This is a genomic window from Pantoea sp. C2G6 (assembly GCF_051336815.1).
Classification (GTDB): domain Bacteria; phylum Pseudomonadota; class Gammaproteobacteria; order Enterobacterales; family Enterobacteriaceae; genus Pantoea.
The window spans coordinates 20831-33419 of record NZ_JBGMNJ010000019.1 but is presented as its reverse complement, the minus strand read 5'-3'; the positions used below and the strand labels follow the sequence as shown (position 1 = coordinate 33419).

Here is a 12589-nt window from a genome sequence, read left to right as displayed (position 1 = left end):
TCAGGGTGTCAGTTGAGTTCGGGGCGGGCAAAGCGCCGGTTCTCCAGCACCGGCAATACCCGGCGGGCGTAAGTGATACGCTCAGGATCGAGGTCGGCAAACAGCAGCGCCGGTGACTCCGCCGCATTCGCCACCATCACGCCCAGCGGGTCGACCACCAGACTGTTGCCGATGTTGCGCGGCCCGCACTCACCCACCGCCACCATATAGCAGGTGTTCTCCAGCGCCCTGGCGCGCGTCAGCAGCTCCCAGTGCATCTCTTTCAGCGGACCTTTGACCCAGGCGGCGGGCAGCACCAGCACCTCTGCGCCATCCAGCACCAGCCGACGCGCCAGTTCAGGAAAGCGCACGTCATAGCAGGTCATCAGACCCACTTTCATGCCCGCCACCTCAACCAGCGGCGGAATGACATGCCCCGGATTGACCCGCTGTGACTCCTGCATGGCGAAGGCATCATACAGATGCAGTTTTTCATAGGCGGCGATGATCTCACCCCGACGTATCGCGACCAGTACGTTGAGCGCCTTTTGCTGGTCGGTGGGAACATGCACGCTCATCATGGTGGTCAGCCCGGTATCTTTACTGGCGGCTAACAGCTGGCTCAGGAAAGGGCCATCCAGCGGCTGTGCCGCCTTCAGCACCAAATCGGGATCGGCAATATCACGTGCCAGTACCCCCTCCGGCAGCACCAGCAGATCGGCCCCACCCGCCGCCGCCCGCTGCATTAAATCCAGACAGATGCGGGCGTTCTCCTGCCATTCACGGCTCACTGCAAACTGGCCCATCGCGACTTTCATCATTTTTCCTCTCCTGCCGCAGCCGGAAAAATCGCTTCCGGTGTCAGCAATATGTTGGTCAGCCCCTGCTGATAGAGTTCACGGCCAAAGTCCGCAATCATCTTTCTGTTAGCGGAAAAACCATTCTGATTCCAGCCCGCCGGTAATTCCTGCGCGGTGCGTCGCAGATCGTCCAGCAGCCACGGGGTGGTGTCGGCGTACTTCTCTCTTTTCTGCATCCACAGCCTAGAAGAGCGGTCAATCACTTCACTTAACGCGGCGGGCAGCCATGGATGCTCTGCTGCCAGCGCCGGTTTAAGCGCCAGAATATGGATGCCCGGCACGTAGCCGACCCGGTTAAAGTAGTCGCGCTCCGCCTGATAGAAATCGGGCTGCAACTGCCGCAGACCCGATCCCGGCAGGAAAAAGCCCTCCGGCATAAAGGGAGTGAAAATCGCCTCCAGCTCCCCTGCCAGCAGCATCTCAATCAGCGGCTTCTCATCGGGAGCGGGCTCAATACGTCCCGGCCGGCCAAAACCCGCCAGGCGATCAGCAATCGGATGATCGGCGGTCAGGCGACCGGCATACCAGCGGACATCATCAATCTCCACGCCCGCTTCACGCAGCACGGTGCGGGTCCAGGTATTGCCCGAATCCTGCCAGCCGGTTACGCCCACTCTTTTGCCTTTTAACTCCGCTGGCGTGGTGATCGGGCTGCTGGCGGTGGTGATAATGCAGCGCTGGCGAAAGCCGCGCATCAGGAAGTGCGGCAGACCGAGCAGGCTCTCGTCGCCTCTGGCCCGGCTCTGGGCGTAACGGCTGAAAGAGACTTCACCCGCTTCATAATCGGGGCTGGTCGCCAGGTCATTCACCAGCGTGCCGACACGATCGATATGCAGATCGAAGCCCTCTGGCTGGATGTCGCCCAGCGCCAGCGGGGTGAAGTAATCCCAGTCGCGTACCGCCAGTCTGATGCTAAGCCTTGCCATGATTTCTCCGTTGCTATCGTGCCGTCAGGCCGGGTGAGTGAAGGGGTGAAATAGTGCTTGAATTTGATACTAGATCCAGAATAGAGTCCTGAACAATGATTAATTTGTTACTGAACAAAGTATTTTCTTATGACCGATCACGTTGACCCGGAATGGTTTTGTAGCCAGATAAAAACGCCTTCGGTGAAAGGCATTGCGCAGACAGCCTCCGTGCTGATCCGTGATGGCCAGATTGCCGTGGGTATGCAGATGCCAGCGGTACGGGAGATTGCGGAGCGGCTGGGCATCAGCCCGGCAACCGTTTCCGCTGCCTGGTCGCAGTTGCGGAAGCAGAAAGTGCTGGCGGGTAAAGGACGCAGCGGCGTCTGGGTGAGCGGCAACACGGCGATGCCGCGGCCGATTCGCTTCGAGAAAATCGGCAACTATGGCGACAACATCCGGGCCGATCTCGCGCTGGCCGCGCCCGACCCTGCCCTGCTGCCCGATCTGCACGGCGCGCTTCAGGCCGCCCTGCGTTCGCCGCAGCTCAACAGCTATAGCCGTGAAGCCATCTCCGCGCCGCTGCGCCAGGCGATAACCCCGCGCTGGCCCTATGCGGCAGAAGCCTTTCTGGCGACAGATGGCGGCTTTGACGCGATGAACCTGCTGGTGCAGACGCTGGTTTCACCAGGGGATCAGGTGATTATTGAGGATCCCACCGCCACCCGCCTGCTCGATATGCTGGATAACGTAGGGGCCGAGATCCTGCCGCTGGCCTGTGACGCCGAGGGGCCGCTGCCTGAACTCCTCAGCGCCCTGCTGGAGCGCGCGCCGGTGATGCTGATTTACCAGCCGCGTACCCATTCCGCCACCGGCAACAGCATCAGTGTGGCGCGGCGTCAGGCGCTGGCAGCGGTGCTGGCGCAGAGCCCTCATACGCTGATTGTCGAAGATGATGGCATTGGCGATCTCTCTGCTGAGGCGAGCTGGAGCATGGGGAGTGTCTATCCCGATCGCACGCTGCATGTGCGTTCGTTCTCTAAAGCCTATGGACCGGATCTGCGGCTGGCGGTGCTCTCCGCCACCGCCGTTATGGTGAAGCGCATTCAGTCCTGGCGTAACTTTGGCGTCAGCTGGACCAGCCGGCTATTGCAGGACGCGGTGGCGTGGTTGCTGGAGGATGAGGCGACGCAGCGGCAGATCGCCACCGCGCGTGATTGCTATCGCGTGCGTCGTCAGCAGCTTGTGGCGGCGCTGGCGGCGCGTGGCCTGGTTCTGCCGCTGCGCGACGGACTCAGTCTCTATATTCCGGTCGCTTCAGAGCAGTTTGCCATGATTACCCTGGCCGCACGCGGCATTGCCGTCCTGCCGGGCGAACGCTGCCGGCTCGGCAATACGCAGTTTATTCGTGTCAGTATCGCCAGCCTGCGGGAGGATCAGCGGGAGATGATTGCCGACGCGCTGGTGCTCGCTTCCGGGCGCGAAGCTAACTCGCTGGCAGATCTTTAACGTGATAGCAGGGTGACTCCACATAGCCTTCCCGGGCGTAGAACTGATTGGCTTTGATCCGTGACTGATGGCAGTGAACTTCCATGCGATCGCAGCCGCGTTGGGTTGCCAGGGCTTCAGCGTGCTGAATCAGCTGCTGCCCGACGCCTTTACTGCGCTCACCCTCCGCGATGCAGAAATAGCTGATACGCGCAAAATCACCGGCCAGCGCCAGCTGAGGGATGAAATGCAGGGAGAGGAAGCCCAGCACCTGGCTGCCATGCTCGGCGACCAGCAGCGCTTCACTGGGATCGCTGCACAGCTGCGCCAGCCGCTGCTCAATAAAACCTTCAGTGCCGCCATAGCCCAGCTCATTCAGCAATGCACTCAACGCGAAACTGTCTCTTAACTCTGCCTGACGTATCTTCATCCTGCCTCCTCGGTCACGGGTCCTGTCGCACAGTTATATAGCGCTGGCGGCAAAAAAGCTGCCTGTTTGATTGTTATAATTATGTTACGAGAATTTATTGTGAAGCGTCGCGCAGTTTGTGCGGCAAAACCGCGAGGCAAAGCGAGGCGGGTGAGAGGAAAACGTGCAGATCGCAGACATAAAAAAACCCGCCATCAGGCGGGTTTTTAGAATTCTGACTGTTAACTTACAGACTGATAACGTTAGCAGCAGATGGGCCTTTCGCGCCGTCGGTGATTTCAAACTCAACGCGCTGACCTTCAGCCAGAGTTTTGAAGCCGTTGCTCTGGATTGCAGAGAAATGTACGAATACATCTTTGCTGCCATCTTCAGGAGTAATGAAACCGAATCCTTTAGATTCATTAAACCACTTAACGTTACCTTTGATCTTAGACATCTATATTACCTTTACATGAAAAATGGACACTAAACTGTGTCGGCATCTAGTACAGCAATTGCGGAGGCATTTGTCCAGTATGATTTGTTGAAAAAGTGATAAATATCGACTTTAGGCGTCTCCATCACACTTTCCTGCTTTTCACCTTGCACAAACGCGCTGTTTTTGTACCACGGCAATCTTCCCCTCTTTTTGCTAACCTGCTGGAAAGGCGTCATTTTTCCTGGATTATCATGTAACAGCACTAAGATTGAATCGAAAAATCTTACTCAGACGCATTTCGGTTGCGGCTGCCACTGGCGCGGGCCAGATCGGGTCATTTTCTGCCTTCAGCGCTCACCTTCATCGCGGTTTTTATTCTCTCGCCACGGCCAGTTTTACCACTCTGGCCCGTTAACCGCGATTGAACCGCCCTTTTCACCTGCCCGCGCTCCGCTTCTGCTTGCACAACAATTGCGATTCGCCTACCCCTCGCCCCAGTGATAGCAGGGTATCAGCCGATATTTCGGCGATAAACAGACAAAATATTGATGCAGATCAATGAAGTTGTTTTTAGGGATTAATCAGCATCGGGAAGCAAACAAAAAGGGTCATATGACACTACTTTTCTTAGCGTTAAATGAAATAATATTGTCTTGCAATAGATAAGCCATTCTTAATCAAGCAGGAGCAGGCATTTGCGGATGCGTATTAAAGGGAGGAGTGAAACTAAGATGGTGATGAAGATTCGCTGCGGTCAGTGCGGAAGTGGCCGGTTCATGTTTACCGATTATCACGACGGACGACGCCATTTTCACGGTGCCTGCTGCGCCTGCTGTAAAAAACAGCTCAGGTCACAGGATTTGTTGCCCAACACGGTGATGGACCCGCTGACGCACTACTTATTAAGCCGCCAGAAAGCACTGCGGGCACCCGACTGAGGTGCCCGCTATATGGCAATTGATAACTTTAACGCAACATCAGAAGATCAGCTTAAACACCCCGGTCAGGGTCAGCAGGCCGACAATAAAGATAATCGCAATAATCCACAGAATAATTTTCATTTCCTTCTCCCGTTAAACGTTTTCCTGTTAGCAGTATAGACAGGAAATCACACGCTGCCGCTTCAGTGGGTGATCAACTGGTCATAAGTTCACCCATTTTGGCTTTTATTCTCATTCTGAGAGAGCGATCGCAACACCTGGCTTTAGCGGCTCACTTTTTTCGTTTTACAGAACACGCCTGGCTAAAATTTAGGCGGCAAGGCAGGCCTCAATAGTGATGAGATTGAAGATCAGTCGCGAGGAGATCTTATGAGCACGATTAATACCAGTATGGGCCGCTACAGCCTCAAGGCGAAAAACAGCGGTAATCACATCAAAGGTTCTTTCGCCATCAACGATGAAGGCGGCACTCAACTCACGATGCAGGAGTTTGAAGAGCACTACCTTGATGATGTGGTGAATAATGTCATCTATCCGGTGACCGGCGGCAATCGGGAGATTGCGCGGGCACTGCGGGAGCAGATGGTCAAAGCGGGATTTGAACCGCCGCACTGAGGCGCGTCACCGCAGCCGTTCCTGACCTACCGGGCCGCCTCTCGCGGCCCTTTTCATTGCACGGGTGATTCCTCTTTCTCCTTTTTCGTCGCAGGATAGGTCTCTCTCTCATCTGGAAAAGGAGCATCACATGAGCAGGCTATTACATTTTGCCGCCCCCGATCTGCATCAGTTTGTGCAGGCGATCTGGATCGCCGCCGGCAGCGCGCCCGAAGAGGCACTGCGGGTGGCGGATCATCTGGTGGCGGCCAATCTCGCCGGTCATGATTCACACGGCGTCGGCATGATCCCCAGCTACATGAACTCGCTGCGTCAGGGCCATCTGCGGCTGAACCAGCGTCCGACGCTGGAGAAGGACGCGGGGGCGGTAGTGACGCTCAACGCGCATCAGGGATTCGGTCAGGTGGCGGCCTGGGAGGCGATGACGCTGGGGATTGAACGCGCCCGCACGCTGGGCCTCGCGGCGGTCGGCCTGCATCACGCCCACCATATCGGACGTATTGGTCACTGGGCTGAGCAGTGCGCGGCGGCAGGGTTTATCTCTTTTCACTTCGTCAACGTGATGGGTGATCCGATGGTGGCCCCGGCTGGCGGCAGCGATCGCCGGTTTGGCACCAATCCCTTCTGCGCCATCTTCCCGCGACACAATGCCAGCCCGCTGCTGCTCGACTTCGCCACCAGCGGCGTCGCCTACGGTAAAACCCGGGTAGCCTGGAACCAGGATCTGCCGATGGCCCCCGGCTACCTGATCGACGCCCAGGGAGAGCCCAGCGTCGATCCTGGCGTAATGCATCAGCCGCCTTATGGTGCCCTGCTGCCCTTTGGTCTGCATAAGGGCTACGCGCTTGCCACGCTGTGCGAAATTCTCGGGGGTGCGCTGTCGGGCGGCCGTACTACCATCAGGCGACGCTACAGAGCAGCCATGACGCCATCTTTAACAACATGACCACTCTCATCCTTGATCCGGCGGCCTTTGACGCCCCGGCGATGCAGCAGGAAGCGGAAGCCTTTATCAGCTGGGTGAAAGCCTCACCACCCGCGGGTGATGCGCCGGTTCAGGTGCCGGGAGAGTGGGAAGCGGCCAATCGTGAAAAACGTACGCGCCAGGGGATCCCGCTGGACAGCGTCAGCTGGCAGCAGATTTGTCAGGCGGCGCGCCAGGCGGGGATGTCAGAGGCGGCGCTGAACCGCTTCAGCGCGCGGGCGGAAGCCGGTTAAAATTCTGTGCCGCTGGCAGGGGTGCCAGCGGCACGTCGTCAGATCACCCAGGAGAGCAGCAGACAACCCACCAGCCCGCACAGCGAAATAATGGTTTCCAGCGCCGACCAGGAGCGAATCGTTTCGCCAATCGTCAGGTTGAAATACTCTTTAAACAGCCAGAAGCCAGGGTCGTTGACGTGTGAGAAGATCACGCTGCCGGAGCCCACGGCAATCACCATCAGTTCCGGGCTGGCGCCACTGGTCACAATCAGCGGGGCGACGATGCCACCCGCGGTGATCGCCGCCACCGTAGCGGAACCCAGTGCGATACGCAGTACCGCCGCAATCGACCACGCCATAAAGATCGGTGAGAGCTGAGTCGAGTGCATCATACTGGCGATATATTTATCCACGCCGCTGTCGACCAGCACCTGTTTAAAGGCTCCGCCGCCGCCGATGATCAACAGCATCATGGCGATGATTTTGATCGAGTCGGTCAGCGTGTCCATCACCTGCTCCATGCTGCGACCGCGATTCAGACCAAAGGTAAAGATCGCAATCAGCACGGCAATCAGGGTCGCCATCACCGGGTCGCCGAAGAACTCCGCGTAGGGCAGCAGCGCGTGGCCTTTCGGCAGCAGCATCTCCGCCACGGCACGCAGCGCCATCAGCACCACCGGCACCAGCGCGGTCCAGACGCTGACGCCAAAGCCCGGCATCTCCGCTTCGGTAAAGGTTTTCGGGTTATAGAGCCCCTGCGGAATCGGTTTATCAATCCCTTTCAGGAAACGGGCATAGACCGGACCGGCGAGGATGACTGTCGGGATCCCCAGCAGAGTCCCAAACAGCAGGGTTTTCCCCATATCGGCGTTAAACAGCGTCGCAATCGCCGTCGGGCCAGGATGGGGCGGTAAAAATCCGTGCGTAACCGAGAGCGCCGCGGCCATTGGCACCCCGACATAGAGCAGCGGCACCCGCGCGGAGGCGGCGACGCTGAACACCAGCGGCAGCATCAGCACAAAGCCCACTTCATAGAACAGCGCGAAACCGACGATAAACCCGGTCAGCACCAGCGCCCACTGAATGTAGCGGGTGCCGAACTTTTCAATCAGGGTCGTGGCGATGCGCTGCGCACCGCCGCAGTCAGCCAGCAACTTACCGAGCATCGCGCCGAAGCCCATGATCAGCGCCAGGCTGCCCAGCGTGCCACCGACGCCCGTTTTAATTGAGGTAATGACTTTATTGACCGGCATGCCCTGCATCACACCGACCGCCAGCGCCACCAGGATCAGCGCGATAAATCCATTAAGCTTAAAGCGAATCATCAGCAGCAGCAGTAACGCGACGCCGATCGCTACATAGAGTAATGGCATAGGTTTTCTCCACCTTGCGCACCAAACGAGGTTCAGTGCCGGGTTGTTATCATGATCCCCGGAGGGCTACGAAACAGTGCGCCTGAAAGATGTTTACACATTCGGACAACGGCTGTTACCGATAACATGTTAAGGGTAACATCCGCAGGAAAGCACCACCCCGGCGGCGGTGAATTTCTGTTTTGCGAAGGTGATCAACTTTTTACCTGGGCGTTATCAGAAAGTTTGGCAGTGCGGGCGGCGCGGTTTTCGTTACACTCAGATTTTAGCGAAAATGTTAAAGGATGCGCTGGTGAGCGAGAATCTGTGTGAGCTGTATGGTAATCAACAAACCCTCTTTGGGCGCGGCAGCCTGGATAAGCTGGTGCCGTTGCTGGCAGCCCGATCCCAGCCTACCCTGCTGTTTTGCGGACAATCCTTTTTGCAGGGCCCGGCCTATGCCCGGCTGAAAACCGCGCTTAACGACCATATTCTCGGCTATGAGATTGTCAGTCATGAAGCCTCACCGGCGGAGATTGATGGCTGGGTAACACGCTGGCGCGGTCATGTGGATCGGGTGGTGGCGATTGGCGGTGGCAGCGTGCTGGATGCGGCGAAAGCGTTCAGCGCGATGGTGCAGCATCCGCTGCCCACCGCCCGCTATCTGGAAAAGGTGGGCGATACGCCGGTGCAGCCGGTCACGCTGCCGCTGATCGCCATCCCGACCACCGCCGGCACCGGCAGCGAAGTGACGCAGAATGCGGTGGTTACCGATCAGCATGAGATTAAGATCAAAGCCTCACTGCGCCATCCGGTTTTTGTGCCGCAGGTGGCGATTCTTGACCCTGATCTGCTGAAAGGCGCGCCCGACCGGGTGCTGGCGACCTGCGCCATTGACGCCTTCACCCACCTGTTTGAAGCCTATCTCTCAAGCAAAGGCAACCTGTTCACCCGGCAGCTGGCGCTGACCGGTATGCGTCAGTTTATTCAGGCCTGGCCTGCGCTGAATCGCGAAGATGCGGCGGGCGATCAGGCGCGTGAGGCGATGATGATGGCGTCATGGCTGGGCGGCGTCACGCTCAGCAGCGCCGGACTGGGGGTGATCCACGGCATCGCCGGAGAGCTGGGGGCGATAAAACCGTTTCACCACGGCGAGGTGTGTGGCCGTCTGCTGTTTCCGTTCCTGGAGTTGCTGGCCGACAGCGAGCAGCCGCAGCAGCGCACGCTGATGGCGGAACTGCACGCGCAGCTGTTCAGTGAGCCGACTGACTCCCCGGCGCGGTTTCTGCGGCAGTGGCTGCAACAGCAGGCGATCCTGCCGTTCTGGCAGGATGGCCCGGCGCTGAGCCACGCCGGGGTGGAGTGGATCGTGGCGCGGGCCAACAGCAAAAATTCGCTGGTGAACTACAGTCGCGCAGAGATGCAGAGGCTGATCGCGCAGGCCTGGCCTCTGACCGATTAAGCGGAAGCGTTACGTGGGTGAGGAGGCGAAAGGCCCCTCACCCGCCAGCAGTTGCTCAATCACCTGAAGTACGCCCTGCTCGTTGTTCGACGGCGCCTGGTAGCGCGCAGCCTCTTTGACCCGCTGCGGCGCATTGCTCATGGCAAAGCTGAAACCGGACTGCTTCAGCATCTCCAGATCGTTTCCGCCGTCGCCAAACGCCAGCACCTGGTGGTGCTCAATTCCCCAGCGCCGCGCCAGCAGATCGAGACCGTGGGCTTTATGATTTCCCGGCACGATCAGATCCACCGAGCCGTGGCCGCTGGAGGTCGCCGCGACCCGGCCCTGGTGCAGCCGTTCAATGTCGGCCATTAATGGCCCGATAGCCTCATCCGAGAGATTCAGTGCCAGCTTGAACAGCCGATCATCCTGAGTGTCATCCAGATGATGAATCGGCTTCAGCCGGTGGCAGTAATGGCGCATCTTCTTCAGCCAGGTCTCTTCCATGCCCTCAAAGTAGTAAGCGCTCTCGCGTCCACACAGCAGGTAACGCAGGCCCGGATAGTCACCGTTTTCCAGGGTGTCAATCACCCCCTCGACGTCATGGCGGGAGAAAGCGCCGCAGAACAGCTCCTCGTCACGATCGATAATCCAGGCGCCATTCTCCGCCACAAAGGCAATATCGCTGGCGATTTCCGGGAAGAAGGATTTGAGCTGGTAGTACTGATTACCGCTGGCGACAACAAATTTGATGTCACGCGCGGTGAGTTGCTGATAGCAGGCGAGAAAGCGGGATCGGTTGTACTGCTTGTTGTCATCCAGGAAAGTCCCGTCCATATCTACCGCAATCATCTTAACCATCGTCATCATGACTCCTTACCCGCGAGGGATGTTGAGAGTGGAATGACAGGATAGTCGCTGATGCGGCAAAACGGAAAGAAAGCGGGAGGCGCACAGCCCTCCCGCCGGCAATCAGTTAAAGGCGTTGCCCAGCACCAGCGAGGTGATCACCCCGGTTGCGGCGGCGATAAGCACATAGTTGCCGTCAATGTTAGCCCAGTGCTCGCCGCGCGGCGGTTCAGGCAGCCCACGTTCATGCCAGTTGGCAACGCGGTAGCGGTCGCCGCGATATTCCTGCGGGATCGGGTGGCCGCGGCGGAAATCGTGTCCCTGCCAGGCGAAGTGGTCGCGATCGCTGCGCCGCTCCCTGTCGTGGCGATTTTTATCTTCGTCATGACGGTGATTATCACGAGGGTGATTCTGGTTACGATCGCGATCGTGATTGTCAGCCTGACGATGGTCATTCTGCTGCTGCCAGGGCTGATGGCGATCGTCATGGTGATCGTCGGCCAGGCTGGCCTGGGAAAAGAGCGTGCTGCATGTCAAAAGTGAAGCGATAAGCGTTAATGTTGTTTTTTTCATGGTACTGCCTCCGAAAATCACGGCTATTCAGTCACCGCTGACCGGCATCATGGCAACAATCCGCCGGTGAGGCATCTCTAAAATTCTTAAAATCCCGATACTTACAGAGAATTACGCTTGCTTAGCGCTTTCTTAACCTTTGTCATCATCTTTATATTTTCCTGACGAAAACCTGAGGTTTTGCGCAGCGGATCAATGCGCAAACAGGTCAACGGATTAACAGAGTCAGCGCTAGAGAGTGTGCGCCAGGCGGGTGACGTCAGGGTGCAGGCTGGCACCCTGACATCAGCACCCGGTGATTAAGGCGTGCTGAGGATCACCGGCGCGTCAGGTAACCCGGTAAAGCGGGTGACGATGTGGTGGTAATCCGCGGTGGGGTCGAGGTCGCTGAACGTTTCGGGGTAGAGATCTTTCGCCAGAATCTCCATGCCAATGATGTTGTAAGGGTGATTATAAAAATGGTGATAGACGCCATAGACCCGCTGCTGTTTCACCGGGGCGATCTGGGAGAGGCCGGTACGGCTGAGCAGACGGTTAAAGGTGGCGGTCACGTCGGGCTGGCTGGCACCATAACCCAACGGCAGCACGTTGCTGTTCGGACGCTTCGAGCCGGTCATGATGTAGACATCCGGCTTCATGGCGATAATCTTCTCCAGCGAAACAAAGCCTGAGCTGCCGGGCAGCAGCGCGGAGCCGATATTTTTGCCGCCGACCGCTTCCACCAGCGCGCCCCAGCCGTTGTGACCGTGGGTAAAGCAGCAGCTGTCGCTGTTACCGGCAATCGGCTCAATAAACACCGTCGGCTTGTGTGAGACCTGCGCCAGCTTCTGCTGGATATGCTGCCAGCGCTGCTGATAGAAATCGGCGTACTCCTTCGCCTCGCCTTCGCGGTTCAGCACCTTACCGAGCAGAGTAACGCTCTTCAGGGTGTTCTCTTTCGGGTGGAGTTCATCGTCGAGGAACAGCACCGGAATATGCAGATTTTTCAGGGTGGCGAGCACGCCCGATTGCGTCAGCGCCGGTTTGGCGCGCAGCTGGGCAATCATCATATCGGGCTGCTTCGCCAGCACGCTCTCCAGATTAACCTGTCCCTGATCGTTAAAGCCCATATCGACGATATCTGTTGCCTGCGGCCAGCGCTGCTTCAGTAAATCCCAGGTCCGGGTATCCTGCTTTTTCGGCAGGTTGTTCCAGGCCACAACCCGCTGAAACGGGTTATGGCGATCGAGTAACGCCAGCGCCATCACATCGCGCCCATCCTGCAAAATCAGATGCTGCGGCTCCTTTTGCAGCGTGATGGTCTGTCCATCCAGATCGGTCACCGTGACCGGATAGGTGGTCGCCGCGCAGGCGGTCGACAATAACAGTGTGGCAGCAGCAAAGATCCCGGTTTTCATGTTTCTCCAGCCCAATAAAGAAATAATAATTATTCGCGTTAACTCTACCATGCAAATTCGTAACAGGTGTAAAAGTTGCTAACCAGATACGTCAGCCTGGCGTGGCTATTACCCTGTCCTCTGGCCTGGTAGCGGGAAAAG

The 12589-nt window shown here is 57.8% G+C and carries 12 protein-coding genes and 1 pseudogene; 5 read left to right on the top strand and 8 right to left on the bottom strand.

The features are described from left to right. Nucleotides 1-8: 8 nt before the first annotated feature. Nucleotides 9-797, bottom strand: a complete 789-nt coding sequence (locus tag ACCW71_RS18975) for a deaminated glutathione amidase (protein ID WP_436374124.1) — start codon at nucleotides 795-797, stop codon at nucleotides 9-11. Then, on the bottom strand, nucleotides 797-1765 hold the full coding sequence (locus ACCW71_RS18970) for an ABC transporter substrate-binding protein (RefSeq protein WP_436374078.1): 969 nt from the start codon (nucleotides 1763-1765) through the stop codon (nucleotides 797-799). The genes ACCW71_RS18975 and ACCW71_RS18970 overlap by 1 nt, the downstream gene beginning before the upstream one ends. A 129-nt stretch (nucleotides 1766-1894) precedes the next feature. Here ACCW71_RS18970 and ACCW71_RS18965 point away from each other — a divergent pair, with 129 nt between their 5' ends. Continuing rightward, nucleotides 1895-3253, top strand: a complete 1359-nt coding sequence (locus tag ACCW71_RS18965) for an aminotransferase class I/II-fold pyridoxal phosphate-dependent enzyme (RefSeq protein WP_436374076.1) — start codon at nucleotides 1895-1897, stop codon at nucleotides 3251-3253. Here ACCW71_RS18965 and ACCW71_RS18960 read toward each other — a convergent pair. After that, complete coding sequence (locus ACCW71_RS18960; RefSeq protein WP_436374074.1) at nucleotides 3231-3662, bottom strand: N-acetyltransferase family protein; 432 nt, start codon at nucleotides 3660-3662, stop codon at nucleotides 3231-3233. The genes ACCW71_RS18965 and ACCW71_RS18960 overlap by 23 nt on opposite strands. Nucleotides 3663-3888: 226 nt before the next feature. Next, a complete protein-coding gene (gene cspE, locus ACCW71_RS18955; RefSeq protein WP_006118399.1) occupies nucleotides 3889-4098 on the bottom strand; it encodes a transcription antiterminator/RNA stability regulator CspE in 210 nt (69 codons plus the stop codon). Nucleotides 4099-4811: 713 nt separating this feature from the next. Between cspE and ACCW71_RS18950 the strand changes: the two genes are divergently transcribed. The 3 genes and pseudogenes from ACCW71_RS18950 to ACCW71_RS18940 all read left to right on the top strand — a co-directional run bounded on the left by ACCW71_RS18950 (nucleotide 4812) and on the right by ACCW71_RS18940 (nucleotide 6854). Further along, nucleotides 4812-5018, top strand: a complete 207-nt coding sequence (locus tag ACCW71_RS18950; protein WP_436374072.1) for a hypothetical protein — start codon at nucleotides 4812-4814, stop codon at nucleotides 5016-5018. 372 nt (nucleotides 5019-5390) lie between these two features. Then, nucleotides 5391-5636, top strand: a complete 246-nt coding sequence (locus tag ACCW71_RS18945; RefSeq protein WP_150012361.1) for a hypothetical protein — start codon at nucleotides 5391-5393, stop codon at nucleotides 5634-5636. A 130-nt stretch (nucleotides 5637-5766) separates the two neighbouring features. Next, nucleotides 5767-6854, top strand: a pseudogene (locus ACCW71_RS18940) (malate/lactate/ureidoglycolate dehydrogenase). A 38-nt stretch (nucleotides 6855-6892) separates the two neighbouring features. Here ACCW71_RS18940 and gntT read toward each other — a convergent pair. Further along, nucleotides 6893-8209 carry a gluconate transporter gene (gntT, locus tag ACCW71_RS18935; RefSeq protein WP_436374070.1) on the bottom strand — a complete coding sequence of 439 codons (1317 nt, stop codon included), beginning with the start codon at nucleotides 8207-8209 and terminating at the stop codon, nucleotides 6893-6895. Between the two features lie 292 nt (nucleotides 8210-8501). On the opposite strand from gntT, the gene ACCW71_RS18930 reads away from it, so the two are divergent. Continuing rightward, nucleotides 8502-9650, top strand: coding sequence for an iron-containing alcohol dehydrogenase (locus tag ACCW71_RS18930; protein WP_436374068.1), 1149 nt, complete (start codon nucleotides 8502-8504; stop codon nucleotides 9648-9650). 9 nt (nucleotides 9651-9659) lie between these two features. On the opposite strand, the gene ACCW71_RS18925 is transcribed toward ACCW71_RS18930, so the two are convergent. The 3 genes from ACCW71_RS18925 to ACCW71_RS18915 all read right to left on the bottom strand — a co-directional run bounded on the left by ACCW71_RS18925 (nucleotide 9660) and on the right by ACCW71_RS18915 (nucleotide 12448). Next, nucleotides 9660-10496: a Cof-type HAD-IIB family hydrolase gene (locus ACCW71_RS18925; protein ID WP_436374066.1), complete on the bottom strand. Its 837-nt coding sequence runs from the start codon at nucleotides 10494-10496 to the stop codon at nucleotides 9660-9662. A 105-nt stretch (nucleotides 10497-10601) separates the two neighbouring features. Then, complete coding sequence (locus ACCW71_RS18920) at nucleotides 10602-11051, bottom strand: RcnB family protein (protein WP_436374064.1); 450 nt, start codon at nucleotides 11049-11051, stop codon at nucleotides 10602-10604. A 299-nt stretch (nucleotides 11052-11350) separates the two neighbouring features. Beyond that, nucleotides 11351-12448, bottom strand: coding sequence for an ABC transporter substrate-binding protein (locus ACCW71_RS18915; protein WP_436374062.1), 1098 nt, complete (start codon nucleotides 12446-12448; stop codon nucleotides 11351-11353). Nucleotides 12449-12589 lie beyond the last annotated feature (141 nt).